This is a genomic window from Bacillus sp. LUNF1 (assembly GCF_011008975.1).
In the GTDB taxonomy this organism is placed as follows: Bacteria; Bacillota; Bacilli; order Bacillales; family Bacillaceae; genus Bacillus; species Bacillus velezensis.
The window spans coordinates 2302368-2325767 of the sequence record NZ_CP048876.1; the positions used below are offsets into that span (position 1 = coordinate 2302368).

Sequence of the window (23400 nt, forward strand, 5' to 3'; positions counted from 1 at the left end):
CCCTTTTAAAAACGTCACGTTGTCACCTGCCAAAACGAGTCTGCAGGTGCAGTGCTTGTCTCTGCTTTTTTCTCATATTTCTTTAAAAGATCCGCAATGTCTGTTTTTTCATTACTTGTTTTTTCTGCTTCATTCTCCGTGCTGTTCCAGCCGCCCAAAAGGGGGTAGTGTTTTTTTCTGAATTCCGGCGGCTGAGGCGCCCGGTGATGTTCCCGCTGCCTTTCACCTCTGTATTCTTCAACGAGGATATGAGCATTTGTCCCGCCGTCAGGAAATGAACTCTGAGCTGCGACGCGGGGTTTCTTCTCTGAATGCCAATCAACGGGTTCACGATTAAAATGAATACGCGACGCTTCAAAGTCATAATGTTCAAATGGCTCACGCGCTGATAAGAAAGGCGGAATCCGCTTATGATAGACGCTCAGCACACATCGGATGAAGCCCGCAAGACCTGAAGACAGAAGCAAATGCCCTACATTCGGTTTCACCGATCCGATCCGGCAGGGCAGAAGCGTTTTCCGGTTCAGCTGATAGACATCTGAGAGCGCCTTGATTTCCACCGAATCAACGATTGGGGAACCGCCTCCGTTCACTTCTATATATCCAATGTCTTCGGGCGACTTTTCCGCCATGTCAAGCGCAGTTTGAATGGCGTCTCTCTGCGCTCTTATATTCGGTGAACCGGGACCGAGCGTCCGGCCGTCATTGTTTACCGAGACGGCTTTTATGACGCCGTAAATACGGTCTCCGTCCCGCACCGCATCGCTCAATCGTTTGATAAAAACCGCCCCCGCTCCTTCTCCGAGCACTTCTCCCGCTGATTCACGGTCAAATATATGAAACACGCCGTTCTCATTTAAAATATGGCGTGCTCCGAATAACCGGTGCGCGGACGGAGATAAGAGCAGACTCACCGAACCGACTAAGGCCGCGTCAATCCTTCCGGCCAAAAGGGCGTCTTTTGCAAAGGACAGCCCGATCAGCCCTGAGGAACATGCTGTATCCACGACAAGGCTCGGCCCTGTGACATTCAAAAATCGTGAAATGTTGGCCGCCAAATAGTTTTGCCCCGCCCCCAAAATCGGGTTAGGCGCCTGCAGGATATGTTCCATACCGGCTGAAGGCTGCGCCCTGCCGCCGATGTACACGCCGACTTTCCGGCCCGATAAATCCTTTTGGCCGTACCCGGCATCATAAACGGAATGAACCGCTTCTTCTAATATGATCCGCGCCTGCGGGTCCATAACTGCCGCGTCTTTTTCAGAGATGCCGAAAAAGCCCGCATCAAACATGTCGATATCATCAATCCACCCCGCATAATCCTTTGCATTTGCTGTTGCATGCCAGCGCGATGCGGGGACAGGCCGAATGGCGGTGTTTCCTTTCATCAGCAGCTCCCAAAAAGCATCCGTTCCGCCCGCCCCCGGAAAACGGCAGGACATGCCGACAACGGCAATATCGTCTTCGGTATCCGCTTTCGGCTTCATGAATGTTCTCTCTTCAGAGGCGGCGGTTACATCAGGCTGGACGTCCCCGTCTTGAACGAAACCATTTTCTTTTGTCACAAAATCGGCTTCATGATGCGCTGCGAAATAGTCAACCATTTCTGTAATCGTTTGATATTGAAGCATTAAGGACGGTGTTAACTTTATGCTGATCCGTTTTTGCAATGATTGAACCAATTCCGCAAAGAGTATTGAGTCAATTCCGTATTCATCAAACGGCATATCATCTTTTATCTGCTCATCCGTCATTTTCAGTTCTTCGCTGAAAACGGTGCGCACCCATTGACGAATCATATCCTTCACCTTTTGGTCACCGGCAGTGCTTTTTTTCATGTGAGCTTCAGTTTTCTTCACCTTCAGAAGATCACCAAAATCAGCCTTACTGTCTTCGGGAACACAAGGAATTCCGCAGCTTTGTCCGTTTAAAATGATGTAATCTAAAAACTTCAGTCCGTCTTCGGCAGACAGCCTGGAAAGTCCTGATTTTTGATAAGCAGGTGTTTCCGGCAGGCCTTCAGCCATGCCGGTTTCTTTCCAGACGGGCCATTGAACGGCTTTAACAAACACGTTTCCTTTACCTGCCTGATGATTTGCAAAAGAGTCCATAAATGAATTAGCCATCGCGTAGTCACTTTGCCCCGCAGCAAGCGAAGGGATCAGACCCGAAACGGATGAGAACAAAATAAAAAACGACAGCGGCTCATTCCGAACGGCTTCATAGAGATCGCAAAGCCCAGTTACTTTCGGTGTGCAAACGCTTTCGATCTCAGTTTCGGTTTTGTTATAAAAAGCGGGGTGTTCTCCCATTGCACCCGCGCAATGAAAAACACCGGTAATCGGTCCCATCGTGCCGCGGATGCTGTCCGTCATGTTCCGGAGCCCCTTTTGATCCGTAAGAGAAACGCTGTAATAACGGATCTCCGCACCCCGCTCGGCTAACCTCTGCATCCGCTCGGCTTTTTCCGGGAGAATGCCGTCCTTTTTCATGTCTGCCCACTCCGAGGAATCGGGAAGCGGCTCCCGCCCCATGATGACCAGTTTTCTGCACCCGCGTGAAACGGCATGCTCCGCCGCAATTGCGCCGATCCCGCGCGATCCGCCCGTTATTAACAGCACATCATCAGACGAATAGGAAAGCTCAGGCGCCACAGACACATTCGTACCCGGCTTCAGAAACGGCACATAACGGCGATTCAGCCTGTAGCAGCATTCACTGCCGCTTTTGGCCCGCGGCTGTAAAAATTCAGTCTCAATCTGTCTGCTTAATTCTTCTGTATGCTCAATCTCACAATCGCTATCTATCGTAAAAGAATGAATGTTGGCATACTCAGCGCCCATCATCCGGTACAGCCCCGCCGTTTTCGCCCCTTGCATCAGAGGTTTACTTTCCTTGAAAGGCTGGAGGCGGTGTGTCACTTGGCTGAACACAGCGCCCCTATGACGGAATGATTCAAGAGCCTGCTGTAAAAAGGCAAGCTTTCCGTGTTCTATCTCTTCCCGCCGTTCATATTCCGCGTCATATGCGGTTATGTCGACGACCCCGAGTATCTGTTTGTTTTGAAGAGACTCCCGCACTCTGCCGTAAAGGTTTCGCCCCGATGCGGCGGCGTAATAATCGGCGCCGTCTTTTGCCTGATGGATGAAGCAAATCGTTTCAATATGGCTGTTTCCTTTAAAAAGAGCATCGGCCAATCGGCTTGTCTTATCAGTTGCAAGTATCATTACTGTTCCTGATAATGCTTCAGATTCCGCCGGATCTTGCTGCTTCCAGTCTTTTTGAAGAATAATCTTTTGGTTTTCCGCCGGTTCGTCTGTCTGTTTCCGGATATCCGCGGGCACAGGCACCCAATACCGCTCCTTCGCGAACGGATATACAGGAAGGCTGACCCGTTTCGGCTTCTCTCCTTCGTATAACAGGCTCCAGTCAACGGCGGCTCCTTTTGCCCACTCAGTGAGCAATCTGGAATATTGCTTGTTTTTCAGCAGCCCGGCCATTCCTGCTGATGAAATATCATCTTGAGCACGTCCGCGGAAACATCCTTCAATTTCTGTTTTCCGTTCAAGCACATCCTTCAGTTTCGCTTGCAGGCCGCAAACGGATGTAACGATCAATGCCAGCCGTTCAGGCATCGCTTCTCTGCCTGTTTGAAGCGTGTAGGCCAGGTCTTTAAGGTTGACTTCTTTTTCCCGTAAAAAGCGGTCATACCGTTTGACATATTCTAATAGGCGTTCTTCATTTTTTGCCGAAAGCAGAAACAGAACCGGCTCGTCTTCCCGTATATTTACCGATTTCTTTTCAGCCTGCGGCGGCAGATATTCTTCTATGACAAAATGGGCATTGCTCCCGCTGGCGCCAAAAGAACTTAAACCCGCTCTTCTCGGCAGGTCAGAATGTGACGGCCGTTTCCATTCTTCCAGCCGGTCCGCCACATAAAACGGCGTGTCCGGAAACGGAATATGGGGATTCAGCGTGTCCGTGTGCAATGACGGAAAGATTTCTCCATGCTTCAGCTGCAAAAGCACCTTTGTTAATCCGGCGATTCCGGCCGCTCCTTCTAAATGGCCGATATTTGATTTAGCAGAGCCAATGGCGCAAAACCGCTTCTTGTTTGTCCATTTGCGGAATGCGCGGCTCAGCCCTTCAATTTCAATCGGATCACCCAGAGAGGTGCCTGTTCCGTGGGCTTCAATATAGCTCAGTGTCTCCGGATCAATGCCGGCACTCTGAAAAGAATCTGTAATGACTTCCGCCTGTGATGCCGGATCAGGCACGGTCAAACCGGATGTTTTTCCGACATGGTTTAAAGCGGAGCCTTTTATGACGCCATATATCGGACAGCCCATTCTTTCCGCTTCTTGAACGGTTGTCAGTAACACCGCGCCGACGCCTTCTCCCGGCACATAACCGTCACCGCCGTCGGCGAAGCTTTTGCAGACGCCTTCTGAAGACAGAAATCCGGCATTCGCCAAAAACGCATATTTATGCGGGTGTGTGACCGCATTCACACCCCCGGCAAGGGCGAATTCGCACTCCCCCCTTTTAATGCTTTCACATGCCAAATGTATGGATGTGAGCGAAGAAGAGCACATCGTATCAACAGCCATTGACGGCCCTGTAAAGTTCAGGCAGTGAGACACGATATTCGGAACAGAGGCAGGCGTCACGCCCATAGACAGCGGTGTGCCCCGCTGTGTGATTTCAGCGCCGAACAGCTCATAATGGCTCCAAAACACACCTGCGAATACTCCGACGCGTTTTCTCTTTTGTGAAGATGGCCCGCGCGCCGTTCTGTCCTGATAAAAACCGGCATCTTCACAAGCTTCCCAAGCCGTCTCTAAAAACAGCCGCGCCTGCGGGTCCATCATTTCAGCCTGGCGCGGAGTCAGATTGAAAAACAGCGGATCAAAGCTGTCTATGCGATCTAAAAATCCTCCGTAACGGTAGAACTGATCTGCTTCATATGAGAAAGGATAACCTTTCCATCTGTCCTTCGGCATTGTTGTGATGCAGTCTTTTCCTGAGCGCAGATTTTGGTAAAATTCATCGATGCTTCCCGCCTGCGGGTATCTTCCAGCCAATCCGATTACCGCAATATCGTGCTCTTCTGTGTGTCTCTCTTGTTTTCGGCTCCTTCTCTTGACAGCTGCATGGGATAATGAAGAGCGGTTCTTGTCTGCCACCTGATCCAATCGGCCCATGCTTTCAGTTACAGCCGGCTCCTTCCCGTATAAAATAACAGATTGCAGCTTGCCGAGTCGCAGCATATATTCAAGTGAAGCCATCCCTTCCCCAGTCGGAAGCGGGCTGGTGCCGGTTGCATCATTCATGATCTCTTTCATCAAGCTGTCAACCTGCATGCCGCCATCTTCCCAAAGCGGCCAGTTGATCGTCATAGAAGCCCCGGTCCGTTCGCCTTTTTCCGCTTTGCAATCGCGATATTTCATATATTCATCCATAAAAGCGTTCGCTGCGGCATAATCTGTCTGGCCCGCATTTCCGGCCAACGCCGAGAATGAGGAAAATACGGCGAAAAATTCAAGCGGTTCATGCCGTGAAGCTTCGTCCGCATGAATCAGGCCGCTGATTTTCGGCAGAAACACCTGCTTCAAGTCAGAACTGTCTTTTTGGATGATAAATTGATCTTTTAAAACACCGGCGCAATGAAAAATGCCCGTCAGCCGGCCGAAGGTTTCTGTAATCTGAGCAAATGCCCGCTCTGTTTCGGCTTTATTGCCGATGTCCGCTTGAACGTAAAGAACTTCTGCGCCCAATGCTTTCAGTCTGCTGATCTTCTCAGACTGTTCCGGCGAACGGCCGATGAGTGCGAGCTTCACCTTTTCTTTTTCTGCAAGGTGACGGGCAAGCAGAAATCCAAGACCGCCGAGACCTCCTGTAATGACATATACGCCGTTTTGTTTCCAAGGAGACTGTGTCTGCCCGTCCAGTTTCTCAATACGTTCGAACAATCTGATCTGCCGCATATTGTCTTTATACCGAATGTCTGTGCAGCCTGCATAAGAGCAGTCTGCTTCTGTTCTAATGATTGCGGCCGTCTCACTTGGCAATCTCTCATTCTTGTCACAGAAGGTGATCACCTGAGTGCGAAGAGCCGGATTTTCCAGATGTGCCGTTTTCAGCATAGCCCCGAGAGCGGAAGACAATGCCGCTCCATTCTCAACGGCGCATACAAGCTGAATCAATGTATGTTCTTTCGGATGGTCTGTCAGTTCCCGTTTGAGCATACGAAATATGCGCTCGGCATCTGCTTCAAACTGCTCATCTGCAGCCTCATGCTCCCTTTTCAGTTCTATCACTTCCGCTTCCGGGCAATGTGCGCCGAGTTCACCGGTGAGACGGGGTCCTGCATCGGCAGCGATAATGAGATGACGGGTGTGTTTTTGCCCGTTCTGCACCGCCGTTTCCAGCGGATGATCTTTCCAGGCGGGTTCAAAAAACAGAACCTCATCAGCGATGTCAGCATCTGATGTATGCTGTTCTTCGGCCGAATCTTTCAGCACACAGCCCGCTTCATTGATAAGGTAATCCGCAAGGCGGCGGACTGATGAATATTCAAAAAGCAGTGTCGGATAAAACTGCTGCTGAAAAGTCTGCTCTAATATCTTTACAAGCTTCAGCAAATGCGCCGAGTCAAGCCCCATATCATAAAAGCCTTTCCTCACATCAATATCCTGTGCCGGACGATTGATCAGCCTGGCGATTTCCGACTTTATGTAAGTCACCATGTTTTGTTCCGGCGTTTGCTGTTCAGACACGTCTTCTGCGGCCACAGGACTTTCGGGCTCACCACGGCCGCTTCTATTCTGCTGAGGCGGCTTCTCTTTGTCTATCAGATGGGTAATCATATTCGCTTGTCTGACCCTTTTTACTGTCAGTTTCTCACATTCGGCCAATACGTTCCCTGCCCTGTCGTAAATCGTGAAGTCGGCCGAATAAACATCAGGTTCGCTGTCTGATGCGCCGCTTTCAGTGCGGCTGTTTTTCGCAGAATAAGTGTAAATCGTTTTCGGAAACGGCTGATACATGCAAAAACGATTGATCATAAAAGGAATATAAGGTGTGTCATTTTGCTTTTGGGCCGACAATGCAAAGGAAGAGCCGGCAAGGGTGGACGCATCTAAAAAAGCCGGATGCGCCTTAAATTTCTCCCGGAATCCTTCAGCCAAATCACTCAGAGTGAGCTCCATTAATTCTTCTTTATCCTGAAGCTGATAAACGGCCCCTTCATTTTTCATAAACTCGCCATGTTCAATATGGCTTCTTCTTGCAATTCCGTAAATGTCATGCATGTCCCATTTTCGGCTTGCGTTTTTCATGAATGCTTCAATATTCAGTTCTTTTGCCCGGGGCGTGTCTTTTTGCAAATAAAGCTGGCATTCCATATTCTCATCCCGGTTTCCGCCAAGCGGTGTGCCATTTTTTGCTTTTTCGCTAGTGATCTCAACTTTCCAGCTGTCACGCGCCGGCGTAAAGGTCACATACAGGTGTTTATCAAACTCTTCAGATGTTACAACAGGCTGCTTAAAAATAATCTGTCTTAATTCTATAGGCCGTTCACCGAGATACCCGGCGGCGAGCCGATACAGCATATCTATTAAAGTCACGCCCGGGAGGACGCGGATTTGATGAACGCGATGATCCCGGACGATATAATTCGTATGGCTGATTTTCTGCAGGAACGTTTTGACTTGATCGGTGGCAACTGCCAATCTATCACACCTCGCTTATTTCAAACATTGCTTCTGTGCCCGCCTCATTTTCTTCTGCTTCGGGCAACTGTGCTTTTTCAGGCCAATACCGCTGTTTTCGGTATACTGTCTGGCCGGCTTTCGGTTCCATGGTCGCTTTTCGCTCTTTCGGAATTCCTTCGTTGCTGACAATGATATGGGCGTTATTCCCGCCCAAACCGAACGCGCTGACCCCGGCCCTGAGTATCTCTTTTTTTCCGTCCCACCGCTTCAGCTCAAGCACAGGATAAAGCGGTGAATCATTAAATTGAAAGCGGGGGTTCGGTTTATGGCAATGCAAAGTCGGCGGCAGTTCTTCATTGGCAATCGCCAGCAAAACTTTGATGATTCCCGCCGCGCCCGCCGCACTCAGCAAGTGGCCGATATTGCTTTTGACGCTTCCTACACCGCAAAATTGTTTTTCATCGGAATAAGCAGACAAGACATTGGTTAATCCCTTTAATTCAATCGGGTCGCCGATCAATGTACCGGTTCCGTGCGTCTCTACGTATGTCATGGTGTCCGGCTCGATTTCCGCTGATTGAACCGCCTGCTCAATCAAGTCCTGCTGCGCCCGGGGATTCGGCGTCGTCACGCCCATTGTGCTGCCGTCATTATTAATCGCAGAGCCGTCAATAACGCCGTATATTTTATCTTCGTCTTCTATCGCTTTTTCGAGCGGCTTCAGCATCAGCACACCGCAGCCCTCTCCTATTCCTGTTCCGTCCGCATCGGCATCGAAAGATTTTGAACGGCCGTTTGGCGATAAGATTCTCGCCGCGCTCATTGTGAGAAAAGGTTTTTCATCAAGCAAAATGTCAACCCCGCCCGCAAAGGCCGCTTCCGCTTCTCCATTTTGAATAGCCTGCACGGCCAAATGAATTGCCGTTAGCGAACTGGAGCAGGCCGTATCTACGACCAGGTTGGGCCCTGTAAAGTTATAAATGTGCGCCATATGTGCGGTAATAAAATTTTGCCCCGCGCCAATAATCGCGTCTTTTTGCAGATATTGAAATTTCTGATGAAACGCACCTGCCCTTGCACCGGCAAAAACGCCGATACGGCGGCCCCAGAGATCCTCTTTTTGATAACCGGCATCGGCCAAAGCTTCCGCGCTCACTTCGAGCCACTGCCTTTGCAGCGGGTCTATCATCGGTGCCAGCGTTTCTGAAATATTAAAATACTCCGGGTCAAATTGATCAATATCGTGAATAAAACCGCCCCATTTACTGATGCTTTTTCCTTCTTGATATTCACCCGGCTGATAGTGTTCCCCGGTGTCCCATCTGTCCGGCGGAACTTCAGTGACGGCATCCGTTCCGCTGCGGAGATTCTTCCAAAATTCTTTTATATCCCCCGCTTTCGGAAAATGACAGGCCATGCCGATGATCGCAACCTTTCCCCGTTTCTCAGGCTTATCTGCCGTTTTTTTGCTCCGTTTCGGCGTCTTCTGCAAAGGAACCTTCTCCGCGGAAACTGCTGCATCTGCCGAAAAAGCTTCCGGACAATGTGCGGCTAAATAATCCGCGAGCTGTTCTATGGTAGGGTGTTCCAGAAGGACAGTCGGATCAATTGAAACGGACGGCAGTTTTTGATCAATCTTTGTCAGTACTTGCGCCAGAAAGATTGAATCCATTCCGTATTCCTGAAAAGGCACATCGATATCCATATGCGTTTCATCGATACTCAGCTCTTTTGCCAAAAGCGACTTCAGCCAAGATTGAATATCAATCCGGTTATGTTCCCGTTTTTTTGTTTCAGGAGGTTTGGAAGCTGCTTTCATTCCTTTATGGGCGGCTGGCTTGGCGTTTTCCAGCGCTTTGATGTCCCAATCATGTTTCACTTGTGCCGGCAGCACGACAGCTCCGGGTCTTTCTCTTAAAATGTAATCAAGCATCTTGAGACCTTCCGCGTCAGAGTGCCGCAGCAATCCCGTTTGCTCATAAATCCCGCTTTTTATATCCTTGCTCATGCCCGTCTCATCCCATGCCGGCCATTGTATGCTGATGATGTCGCTCTCATTGTTTTCTGCAAAATAGTCCATGTAAGAATTAGCCATCGCATAATCACTCTGTCCCGCCGCAAGAATCGGGACGGCTGCCGAGACAGATGAAAACAGGACGAAAAATGCCGGCGCATCATCCTTTACACTCTCATACAGACTGTGAAGGCCGTCTGCTTTCGGGGCGAGCACCCGCGCAATACTGTCTTTGGATTTGCGGAGAAAAGCAGGGTTTTCACGGTCCGCAATTCCCGCGCAATGCAGAATGCCTCCGACAGGTCCGAGCGTTGAGGTTACCTCTTTTATAAGCCGTCCGACTGCCTGCTTATCCGTCAGATCAACTGCTGAGACGCACACTTCTACGCCTTGTGATTCCAGCTGCCGGATAAGCTGTATTTTTTCCGAAACGACAGGGTCTGTCTGCTCAATATCCCACTCGGTTTTCGGCGGCAGCTCCTTTCTGCCTGTCAAAAGCAGCTTCTTCACACCGTATGCGGAAACGAAATGCTTGGCGCATAAAGCGCCGAGTCCGCGCGTTCCTCCGGTTATCATCAGGACGGCGTCTTTTGGAAACGCAGTCCGGTCTGTTTGCACGGCTTCTGGTTCAATCTGATCAGTCTGCCGAAGAACATAGCTGAAGCGCATGCCGTCCCTGCAGCAAACAGCAGATTCCGTTAAGTCTGATTCAATTTCTTGTTTAATAAAAGCGGCTGTCTGCTCCAGCGGCTCTTCAGGATCAATATCGGCGTGACAGGTGAGAATATGGCTGTATTCATGCCGCAGCATGCGATAAAGCCCCGCTTTTTCAATACCATGCATAGCGGCCGCCTTATTTTTGAAGGATTCAAGCCCTTTTGTAAGATAAAGCATTTTTATGTTTTCTTGTCCGCGGCCGTATTCAATCAGCTGCTGCAGCGATGCCACCCAGCTGATGTCCTGCCGCTTTTGTCGGGAGCCGCAGCCGGTGAAGTCAATAAACCCCGAATAGATGGCCGCATTCGGATCCTGTAAGAAAGAGATGAGCTGATTTTCCTGCACAATGTCAGCATCATTCAGCTGTTTTTTCACCTCGGCGGCAAGGTCTTTTGTATCCTCGGAGACGATGAGCGCTATTTTGCTGTTGAACGGCTCGGATGAAGACACTGCCTCGCACGGTTCCCATGTTTTTTGCAATACTACTGTTTTTTGATTCGAAAGCGGCAGCTGCTCCCGTTTCGGCACCCAATAGCGGTCGGCTCTGAACGGATAGGAGGGCAGGCTGATGCGGCGCGGCTTACTGTCCGTATACAGCTGCTCCCAATCTGTGTCAAATCCGTTTGCCCAGAGCCGCAGCACTTTCCTGTATTTCTTTTTCTCAAGCCAGGCGCTGACGAGGTCAGCAGCGTCTTCATCGTCTGAGAACATGGAGATCGTGTTATTCTCGCGTTTTTTACGGCCGCTGATGATATCTTCGCTGTTTTTTCCCAATAGAAACGCGTTCAGTTTTTCAGTCAGTTCCTCTGCGGAGCCTGCAATGATTCCCAGCCTCGCTTCCATCGCATCCCGTCCGGTCTGCAGTGTGTATGCGGCATCTGCAAGATCGATATGGCGGGATGATCCGTTTTGGATAAAATCGCGAAGGAGACGCGCTCTTTCTTTCAGCCGCTCTTCATTTTTAGCCGACAAAACAAAAAGAGATGACGCTTTCTCACGGGTTTCCTGCTGTTCCGTCTCACTTCTGCCCATGTATTCTTCAATAACGATATGCGCATTGACGCCTCCGAAACCGAATGAGCTTACACCCGCCCGGCGGGGCAGGACCCGGCCGTTTTCATCACGCAGCGCTTCCCACTCCTTTGTTTCTGTCACAATGTAAAACGGGCTGTCCTTCAATTTGATATGGGGATTGATGTTCTCGCAATGCAGACTTTTGGCGAGCGTCCGATGTTTCAGCTGCATCAATACTTTGATAACGCCCGCAATACCTGCCGCGAGCTCCAAATGTCCGATATTTGTCTTCACTGAGCCTATCCCGCAATATCCGCCCGGAGCCCCGTCTGTTTGGAAAGCTTTTTTCAATGCATTGATCTCAATCGGATCTCCGAGTGCCGTTCCTGTTCCGTGCGCTTCTATATAAGTGATCGTTGACGGGTGAATACCGGCTTTTTGATAAGCGCTTTTCAGCACATCCGTCTGAGCCTGCGGATTCGGCGCGGTAAGCGACGCTGAGCGTCCGCCGTGATTTTCCGCTGTACCGCGGATGAGGCCGTAGATGTGATCCCTGTCATGCTCTGCCTCTGAAAGCTTTTTCAAGACAATCATGCCGGCACCTTCTCCTCTGACATAACCGTCAGCCTGATCGGAAAATGTTTTGCAGCGCCCGTCTTCACTGAGCATGCCTGCTTTTTGAAAACCGATATGCCCTTCAGGCGTGACGATCGTGTTGACGCCCCCTGCGACCGCCATATCACAATCTCCCGTTTCAATGGCTTTTACCGCGCGGTGAATGGCGACTAAAGAGCTTGAACAAGCGGTTTCTACCGGCTCGCTCGGCCCGTGAATATCAAGAAAATAACTCATCCGGTTCGGCCCGACGGACGGCACGATTCCGGTCATCGTATACCCCTCGACAGGAAGACCCGCCTTATTGATTAAGGTTTGATATCCGCTTCCCAATGTGCCGGTGAAAATACCGGTTTTTGTTCCGGCAATCCGTTTTGCTGAGTACCCCGCGTCTTCAATGGCTTTCCACACATACATCATTAATAGACGCTGCTGAGGATCCATCATTTCAGCTTCTTTCGGAGATATCCCGAAAAACAGCGGGTCAAACCCGGCGATTCCATCTATAAAACCGCCCCATTTAATTGACGTTTTATTTGCATCCGCTGCCGGATCGCCGTAATATTCGCGCCAATCCCAGCGATCTCGGGGAATTTCTGTGATGCAATGCTCCCCTTTTTGTAAACGTGTCCAGAATTCATCTATGTCTTTCGCCTGCGGAAAAATACCGCTGATTCCGATAATGGCTATCGGTTCGGTTTTTTCTTCTGATTTTCCTTTTACGGATACGGGCGTTTCCCGCTTGACATGAACGGCCGCCGGAGCTTCAGCTTTTCTTATTCCGGCTTTTGGAGCGGTTTTTAAACTCTCTCTTTCTAAGCCGCTGAACGCTTCTTTCCATTCAGATATCAAATGACCGCTCAGTTTGCGCAATGTCGGAAATTCAAAGAAGATAGTCGGGCTGAGCTCAAGCTGATAAGTCCGATTTAATAGATTTGTAAATTCAGTGAAGATGATCGAATCAAATCCGTATTCCGTCAGTTCGCTGTCAGCCTCAATATCTTTCATGCTTACCTTTAAAAGATCTGATACATGCCGCTTTAGTTTCTCTTGAACCTGATCTTTCAGATCTCTTGCATCTGCCACTGCCGGAGCTTGTCCGGCGGCGCTTTGTTCTTCCCCCAGATCGAAAATATGGCTGCGGATCCGTTTTTCGTCGCCCTCTGCCACCATGACCTGGTGTTCTCCGGAGGCAAAAGCCGCGTAAAGCGCCTGGATGCCTGAGGCTGATCGCATAGCTTTCATTCCGGTCTGTTCGTACATCAGCCGTTCGGTCTCTTTGTCCACGCGCATACCTCCTTCTTCCCAAAGCGGCCAGTTGACAGACAGGGTCTGCCCGCTCCGCTCGTTGTCCCGCACGAGACGGTTCCGGCGGGCTGCATAAACATCCATAAATGCGTTGGCTGCCGCATAACCGGCCTGCCCCGGATTTCCCATGCCTCCCGCCAAGGAAGAAAACAGAATAAAAAAGTCCAGCCGCACATCTTTCGCTGCTTCATCAAGATTGATAAGCCCTTTCACTTTCGGCGCCATGACGGTCTTCCGTTCGTTTTCTGTCTGGTTCAGAATGTAGTTGTCAGCAATTACGCCTGCGCCGTGAATGATCCCGTCGAGTGTTCCGTGCTCCTCCTGTATGCCGCGGACGAGGGCGATGACCGCCGCTCTGTCTGTCACGTCAACCGGTTGATACAATACGCGGGCGCCCGACGCTTCCAAGCGCCGTAAGCGGGCGGAGCGCTCTTCATCAAGCGCTTCTGCCCTTCCCGTTAATACGAGGACAGCGTTTTTGACGCGGGAGGCTATTTCTTCAGCGAAAATCAGTCCGATGCCGCCCGCTCCCCCGGTGAGGAGGTAGACCCCTTCGTCTTTCCACGGAACGGCGCCGCTTTGAGAGGCCGGCAGATGACGCCAGTCTCTGACGAGACGTTTGCCGTCTTCATAACGGATTTCCGCTTGTTCAGGATGCGCCCGGTTTTCTTTCAGCTTGGCAAGAAGCGCTGATGCTGACTCGTCCGGATCGGCTTGGATGACTTGGCCGTACAGCTTCGGATGTTCAAGGTGAGCCGTTTTCAGGAAAGCGGCCAGCCCCGCCAATACATTGTCTTCCCCCCTGTCGGGGACAAGAAGCTGGATCAGCGTTTTTTTCTTCTGTTTTTCTTTGATAAGACGCTTGACGATCGCTGACAGCTCCGCCGCGCAGGCGTCATAACGGTCTTCAATCGGACCTTCGCCGTCAGCCGCACATACGGCGCCGCTTATGTCCTCAGCGTTCATTCCGCCATACAGCGTCACGTATCTGAAAGACTCTTCTTGTCCGCCGCCTTCACCCGGCGGTGATTCCTGCCACTTTGGCTGAAGCAAGAGCGGTTTTTCCTCCGTTTCCTCTTCCAGAAAACGGGCGGTGAGCCCCGTCAATCGGACACATACCGCACCGTTTTCGTCACACAGCTCAATATGATAGGCGCCGTCCTTTGAGGAAAGCACCGCCCACATCGTCTCCCGGCACGCAGAAAACACCTGCATATCCTGCAGGGCAAACGGCAGAAACGGCCGTCCGGACGCGGAACCGTCTGAGAGCACGAGACCGATAGAAGCCTGAAGGGCGGCGTCCAGCATGCTCGGATGCAGGGTGAACGGCTCCTTTTCCTCGCGGGCGGACGGCGGAAGAGTGAGCTTCGCGAGCACTTCTCCGCTTCCGGCATAGACGGCGTCAAGCGCCTGATGCGACGGTCCGTAGGTGATGCCGAGGCTGTCGAACGCTTCATAGCACTCAGCCTTTGACAAGTGACTGCCGCCGCAGCGCGCCTGAACCGCTTCCACATCGAGTACAGGAGCACGCTCCGTCTCTTCGAGCACGGCCTTTCCCTGGAAAAAGACAAGCGGCTCTTCCCCTTCGGCATACGCCTCAAAAGCGATGTCTCCGTTTTCTTCCGGCTGAAGTCTTACATGAAGCGTCACTCCCTCAGAAAGCGCCGTCACCGGCCGGAGCCAAACGATCTGTTTGAGCCGGACACCCGCTTTCCCGCCCGGCAAGTCTTCAGCGGCAAGTGTAACGGCGGCCCGGGCCATTTCTAAAGCAGCCGCGCCCGGAAGCACCGGTTTTCCATTGACGATATGATCGGCAAAAAACGGTTCATGCCCAGAAAAAACAGAAGTAAAGCGCTGGGCGGTAAAGGTCGATGTATTCGTATGGAGCAACGGGTGAAGCTTTTCACGTTCAGCTGAATTCCGGCTTTCAAGCTCTCTCTGAAGACGATCGGACGCCCAATACGTCTGCCTGGCAAACGGGTAGCCCGGCAGATTGCCGATTCGCGGCAAAGGTCCGCCATAAAGCAAGTCCCCTTCGATTTCATAACCTTGACAATAAAAATCTGCCAGCACGCATAACAGCTCCTGATATTTTCTATGGTCAGAATATGAGGCGCTGCACTTGCCGAGCACTTCTATTATGTGCTCCTGAATATGCTGACGGCCTGCAAAGTGCTGCGGTACTTTTCCCGAAAACACATAAGGATGATGTTCATTAAGCTTTGCCTGCTTCCATACATACACTGCGTCATCAGCATCTTGCACTACGATGGCGGCGCGATGGTTAAAGTGATGCCGTCCTTTTAACAACGTATAGCTGAGCTGGGCCAGATCATTTTCTTTCAGTCCGCCATTTTCCGCCCAAGTGATCATATCTTCGATTTTTTCGTGAAGAGCCTCCTCTGTTTTTGCAGACAAAGTAAGTAAATATGCAGGGGCATCACGATGAGGTGAAGCGCTGCGCTTATAGCTTTCCATAACGACATGGGCGTTTGTTCCGCTCATCCCGAATGCGCTGACTGCCCCCATTCGGTTTTTACCCGGCAGAGAAGGCCACGGTTTACCCGTTTTATTCACATAAAAAGGACTCTTCTCCCAGTTGATATAGCGGTTTTCCCCGCTGCAATGCAGACTGGCGGGAATCATTTCACGGGAGAACGCCTGTAAAAGACTGATCAAACTGACAATGCCTGATGCGGCAAACGTGTGGCCGATATTGGTTTTAATTGATGTGAGCGCGCAAAATGCTTCTTCGTTTGTATAGGCAGAAAATGCGTCATAAAGCGCGTTAATTTCCACCGGATCACCGAGTTTTGTACCTGTGCCGTGTGTGACGATATATTCGATATCTTCAGGATTGATACGGCCCCGGTCATAAACGGAAGTAAGCAGCCGGGTCTGCGCGACGCCGCTCGGAGCGGTAATTCCGTTTGTTTTCCCATCATAATTGATGCCGCTCGCCCGAATCACCCCGTAAATCGGATCACCATCCGCTTCCGCCTCTCTCAGCGGCTTCAGAACAACCGCCGCGGCCGCTTCCCCCGGAACCATGCCGTCAGCCCTTTTATCAAACGCGAAGCATTTCCCGTTTTCCGACAGCATTCCGGCTTTATCTATCGTTTCAAAAAAGTCCGGGGTATTCATGATATTCACCCCGGCCGCAACAGCTGTGGTGCACTCTTTATTCTGCAGGCTTAATACCGCCTGATGGACAGAAACGAGTCCCGAAGAACATGCTGTATTTATCGCCATCACAGGACCTGATAAATTCAAGTGATAAGCCAGCCGCGCCGCCAAAATACCGTTATGATGAGACGTGACATTGCCTTTGTCCCGTGTTAAAAGGTGATAATCTCCTTCTTCCGCCCCTACAAACATACCGATCGTCTGCTGCCTGATGTGACTGGCGCCGTAGCCGGCGTCCTCAAGGGCCCTCCACGCTTCCTGAAGAAGCAGCCGCTGTTTCGGATCCATCGTTTCAGCTTCCCTCGGCGATATTTCAAAAAATAAAGGGTCGAATTCGTCCGCCCCCGGTACAGCGCCGAGTTTCCATTTTGAACTCGTGAAGCCTTTTTTTGCGACCGGTGCGACAACGTCCTTTTCCTGAAACAGAATGTCCCACAGCTCGTCCGCTGTGCGCGCCTGAGGAAATCGGCCGCTCATGCCGATAATGGCAATGGAATCAGCTGCCTGACTGCCCTCGGTTCCGGCGTTCAGCTTATTTCTTCCCCTCTGCTTCTTTCGCTTTTCCGTTCCTGCCTTTTCAAAGACAGATTGCTCTGCGGATTCAGGTTTCTTTTCTTCATAGACATGCTCCATGACGGACTTGTGTTCCGTCAGAAAATAGCGGACGACCTTCTCCAGTGTGGAATGTCCGAAAAACAGGGCCGGTGTCACTTCAATTCCGTAATGAGCGGACAAAGAAGAGGCGAATTCCGCCAAACTGATAGAATCAAACCCGAAATCAGCCAGATTGTCAGCGTCCGTCAGTCTGTTCTTGTCTATTTTCAAAAGCCTCGCCGCCAATTCTTTCACATCCCAGCTTACGCATTCTTCCAGTGTAAAGCCTTTCATTTCACTCCGCCTTCCTGAAAACGGGACGTTCCTGTTTACAGAACCCGAAATCGGCCGTTCGCCTTGATCTATCTGCAGGAAGCGTTTGGCCCTCGACGGAAAACCGGCCAGGACGAGATACTGGCTGGACGGCTGGACTAACAATGTTTCAAAAGCGTCGAGTCCTTCCTCTGTGTATAAATAACGCTGTCCGCTTGATTTTAAATACATATCGGTGCTTTCCGCCGTGCCGACATGCATCCCCCCTTCTTTCCAAAGCGGCCAATTGATTGCAAGTGACTTGCCGCTTCTGAGTCCGAGGCTCACAAGTTTTTCCCGATGACGGACAAAAGCCATTTGGAAGCGGTTCCCCATCGCGTAGTCACAAGAACCGAAGTCTCCTAAAATCGCTGAAGAAGAAGAGAAACAACAGAAGAAGTCAAGCGGCTCCCGTGACAGAACCTGATCTAACACCGCGGTGCCGTCCGCTTTTGGCGATAAGACTTGCTGAAAGGTTTGCAGATCTTTCTCCAGAATGCTTTCAGTGCCTTGAAGACCTGCAGCGTGAATGACACCGTGAATCGGCCCGCATCCTTTCTCTTTCGCTTCTTGCAAACCTTTCTCCATCTGAGCCTGATCTGCGGCATCCGCCTGCACGTAAAACACCTTGGCGCCTGATTCTTCCAATCTCTTTATCTTGTTCAGCACCGGGCCGCCTGCCGCTGATCTCCCCGTCAAAATGAGCGTAACCGGTCCTTTTTCAGCGAAATATCCGGCAAATAACAAGCCTAATCCCCCGCATCCGCCGGTAATCAAGTACGTTTTCCCGCTTTTTATCACACGCTTCTCAACAGAGGCAATATCCGTCTGCTTCATTTCCATGACGTGACGGATTTCCCCACTGTACATGACACTGCGGAACGACTCGCTGTGAAGTTCTTCACATACGTTATGGATCAGTTTTTCTAACGGTCCTTTTTGTCCAAAATAAACCGCGGCCGTATCCGTCTCCGGCAAGATCAGTTTCAGCGACCGTTCCAGCCCGATCCATGACTCGGCGTAACTGATATCGGTATCGGTCCCGCACTGAGCGGAAAGAAGGATTCGCCTCGGTTTAAAACGCAAAGAAGCAGCTGCGCGGATCACATAATACAGAATGGAATAGTCTTTCACGGCCTTTTCATCTTCAAGCGGCCATCCATACAAAATGGCATCCGCTTTGCCTGCAGCCGTTTCAATATGCCGAAACGTTTCTTGATATGCTTGTCCGTCAGTGATTTTAATTTGATAATGCGTGTTTGAAAGCTTTTGAGTTTCCTCACCCTGTGAAATAAAAAACACGCCGGCTCCCGGATAAAGGGATCGTAAAGACTGATAAGCATGCTTTCTGGCAGCTTCTCCCGTAAGAAAACAGATGACCGTTTTCAGCTCTTCATGAATGGATTTCTTCAAAGGCTGCCGAGTCCACATTTCTTCAAATATCATCATCTCGGATTGTTCCTCTTGCCCGTGATCCTGCTGAGACGGGTGTCTCATTCTTATCCCTTTGATTTCTGCGCAGACAGTGCCGGTTTCGTCACAAAATTGAATGTCACAGCCGGTTTGATTCTTTTTATTAATATACATCCACATGCCGGATGAGCACGGACGCATGACGCGCAGTTCTTCAACCGCTTCAGGCACGATATGGACTGACGGCTCCGTTTTTGCCAGGACATGAAAAGCTGCGTCAACAAATTCCGGCGGCAGATGATATCCCGGATTACGGCCGCTTTCATCTGTAAGAGCAAGCTTCGCCCAAACCGCATTTTCTCCCGCATAAAGCTTTTCAACGGTGCGGAACTCCTTACTGATCGTTACACCTGATGTGCCTGGTGTTTCATAATCGAATGACAGCGGGCGGCAGTCTTTTTGTAAGGAGGCAATATCCAGCACGCGGGATGGCTGTATGTTCCCTTGTCCGATGATTCCATAATGATGCAGCTTCTCTTCGTCACTGTATATTTCATAATAAATGCCTTCCTCGTCTTCAGACAGAAGGGAGAGATTGACGCCCGCACCGTGATGTCCGCCGGTAATCGGGTCAGTCCATGCCGCCGTTCGGATCCATATCTCTTTTTCTTCAGAGCTGTCTGCCGCATGATGATAAGCCGCAAGCGCCATTTCTAAATAAACGGCTGCCGACAGAACCCGCTCCCCTCTCACATTCTGGAAAACGTGTTCCCGGCCTGTAAAAGAAGTATGATAGCTTTGCTCCGCCAAGGTTGACGTATTTTCATGCAGGAAAGGATGCACATATTCAGTTGTTCCTGTTTTTGGTTCTTCCCGCTTCATCCAGTAGCTTTCTTTTGCAAATGGATAAGACGGCAGACTGATACGATGCGGCAGCACGCCTTTATATAAAGATAGCCAATCGACGGGCGTCCCGTGAACCCAGGCATTCAAAAGACTGTTAAATTGACGTTTTTCCGTCCAATCACTGACTGTGCCTTCCGTCTCCGTGACAGCACTATCACCCCGTCCTGTAAACACCCCGCTTACAGAACCAACATTATTCAGAAAAGCAGTCAGCTTCTGTTCCAATTCAGAAACAGAGTCCGCTGCCATCGCCAGCCGTTCTTCCATCGGGACCCTGCCGACTTGAAGGGTAAATGCCGCGTCAAGCAGGTTCGCATCTGTAATTGTTCCGTTTCCGGCGGTATCCGCCAGCAACAGAGCCCGCTCGCGCAAGCGGTCTTTATCTTTTGCCGATAAAACAAAAAGCGCCGGACGGCCGGTGTCTGCCGAACTCATTTCAGCCGGTTCATACTCTTCTATCAGCAGGTGGGCATTTGCACCGCCCGCTCCGAAAGAAGATGTACCCGCGATTCTCGGATATTCCCGTGTTACTCCTTCAGATTCTATGACCGGCCGTCTCCATTCCGCCGTTTTCTGCTGCACGATAAAAGGAGAAGTTTCAAAATCAATTTCCGGGTTCAGCTGCTTTGAATGCAGCGACGGCACCAGATATCCGTGTTTCATCTGAAGAAGAATTTTGGTGACCGCAGCAATGCCCGCCGCACTTTCCAGGTGTCCGATATTGGATTTAACAGAACCGATGGAACAAAATTGCTTTGCATCCGTATAGCGTCGGAAAGCCTTGGTTAACCCTGCGATTTCAATCGGATCTCCCAAGGAAGTGCCGGTGCCGTGGGCTTCCAGATAGCTGATTGCTCTCGGATCAATCCCTGCCCGCTCCATCGCCTCTGCGATCACTTCCCCTTGTGCATTCGGATTCGGAACGGTGAACCCGTTCGTTTTGCCGCCGGCGTTCAGAGCGCTCCCTTTAATGACACCGTATATATGATCATGATCTTCAACAGCCTTATTCAACGGCTTTAACACGATACAGCCGACGCCCTCTCCGTCAACAAACCCGTCAGCCTTATCACCGAACGCTTTGCACGCGTTTGACGGTGACAGCATTCTCATAGAAGAAAGCCCGATATAATGAACCGGATCTGTAATCAGGTTTACGCCGCCGGCAATCGCGCATTCAGATGCACCTGTTCTGATGCTTTCTGCGGCGAGATGAATGGCGGTTAAGGATGAGGAGCATGCGGTATCGACCGCGATGCTCGGACCGTGAAAATCAAACACATAGGATACGCGGTTCGGGATAAAGTGGTAGTGGGCCCCTGTCGGATAGTTGCCGTTCATGACACCCGCAAAGACACCAACCTTTTTACCGGCGCATAGTGAATCAGGGGTATATCCGGCATCCTCAAGGGCCGCATAAGCGGTTTCCAGAAACAGTCTCTCCTGCGGGTCCATGCGCTCCGCTTCTTTCGGGGAGATTTTAAAAAACAGCGGATCAAATTTATCAATATCTGATAAAAAGCCGCCCCACTTCGTATACATCCGGCCTTCCTTACCTTTTGTCTCATCATAGTAGTCCCGCCAATCCCAGCGGTCTTTCGGAATTTCGGTGATTCCGTGTTCACCGGTCTTTAACCGTTCCCAGAACTCATTAACATTTTCAGCTCCGGGATACCGTCCGGCAAGACCGACAATTGCCACTTCAAGGTGTTTTGACGGCGGTTCGGAAGCGGGCGGTGCTTTTTCAGACAAAGATGCCGCTTGGCGCTTCGTCAATCCGGCGCTTTTTTTGCGGCTTTGCTTTTTCTGTAATGTGTGCGGCGCCTTTTCGGCTTCTTTATTTGTCTTGAAAATCCCGGCCATATCATCCTGTCTTGAGCTGACGAGATATTCCGCTAATCCGCCGATTGTCGGATACTCGAAGAACAAAGTGCTGCTGAGATCAGGTATGTCTTCCCGCACGCGGTTGGTCAGCTGTACGATTAAGATGGAATCGATTCCGTATTCTTCAAGGGGCGTATGGGCTTGAACGTCCTCAATCGGCATCTTTAAGATGGCGCTGACGATCTGTTTCAGGTAGTCTGTGCTTTTTTCAAGCAAAGAGCCGGATGATGCCGCTTCAGTATGACGGACTTCTTCAGAAAATCGCGCATGCAGTTCGCGCTCCTTCGTTTCAGCCAAGTATGCGGCAAGCTCTTCTATCGTCCGGTATTCAAAAAACAGCGTGCTGCTGATATCAGGGACAAGATCCCGCAGCTCATTCGTCAGCTGAACGATCAGAATAGAGTCAATGCCGTATTCATCCAGAGGAGCCAGCGGATTTATCTCTTCTGCCGGCATTTTTAATACTTTTGCCGCAGCCCTTATCAGAAAAGCCGCTGTCTTTTCCGAAAGCCCCTCTCCCGCTTGTTTGATGGGGAGCTGACGATCAGAGGATGTTTGCGGTACGTTTGATTGGCGCTTTTGCGCGGTGTAAGCTTTCCTGCTCTGCCTGATGACTCCGTTGCTTTTCGCCGTGATAATCTGCTGGGTGTGCAGACGTTCGTTTTCAGCCGGAAATTGAATGGAATGAAAGCCTTCAGCCATTAAAACGGATTTCCATGTTTCCGGATAAAGACCGGGGCACCCCGGAATCCGCAGCGCCTCGTCTTCGTACAGCCACCAGCCCTCTAATAAGCCGAATGTAACATGTGTAAACGGCGTATGCCCGCCCAGTTCATTAACGAGCAGCAAACCGTCCTTTTTCAATACGGCTTTTGCCGTCCGTAAGGTTTTCCGGATGTTTTTGGTGGCATGCAGCACGTTTGCGGCAATAGCGATATCGTAGGTTCTCAGATGTAATCCCTGGCCCGCCGCAGGCTGCTCCACATTAAACAGCTGATACGTCAAATACGGATTGTCCGCGCCGTATTCCTTTTCGGCATGCATTAAAAAAGCTTTTGACAAGTCGGTATAACAGTATTCCTGAATATGGTTTTGATAGGGGCGGAGCTTTTTAAACAGTGTGCTGCTCGTTCCGCCGGTGCCCGCTCCGATCTCCAGCAGACGGATGTTTGCCTCAGGATTGTTTTTAATTACATTTTCCACATAAATACACGCTTCATTTGCCAGCACATCGTTGTAATAATCAGCGAGAATGTTATGCTTATAGATTCCTTCAACAAGCTCCATTGAGGAATCGGGAAACATCACGTCAGTGGCTTTTATTTTGCCTGTTAAAATGTCAGGCAAAGCTTGAATGACGGTATCCGCCAGCAGAGCCTGCGCTTTCATATCCGGATCTTTCAGCCATTCGTTTTTCTTCTTATGCCACTCTTCCCAAACCGCGGCCGTTTCATCGCTTTTAAAATCGCTGTCTAAAAGACGGATGCTTTCTTCCAGCCAGCGCTCATATAAAGGCAGACAGGAAGCCGCCGGCGCTTCGCCGGTCAGACCCATTGAACGCAGCGTCACCCGCAGCACTTGCAGCAAAAGCCGATTCAATTCTTTCATTTGATTGCTTATTTCTGTTCTTAAGGATAACTGTGTACGGTCTTTTTGTTTGTCTCCCTTACCCAAAACCTTATCCTCCTAAGAAAATTAAATTTGCTCCGTCATTTTGACAGG

2 protein-coding genes are annotated in these 23400 nt (G+C 50.5%); both read right to left on the minus strand.

All coding sequences use genetic code 11. The annotated features are described in order from the left end of the window. Window positions 1-14: 14 nt before the first annotated feature. Window positions 15-7733, minus strand: a complete 7719-nt coding sequence (locus G4O42_RS11135; protein ID WP_032873175.1) for a type I polyketide synthase — start codon at window positions 7731-7733, stop codon at window positions 15-17. 4 nt (window positions 7734-7737) lie between these two features. After that, window positions 7738-23352, minus strand: a complete 15615-nt coding sequence (locus G4O42_RS11140) for an SDR family NAD(P)-dependent oxidoreductase (protein ID WP_057766246.1) — start codon at window positions 23350-23352, stop codon at window positions 7738-7740. Window positions 23353-23400: the final 48 nt, after the last annotated feature.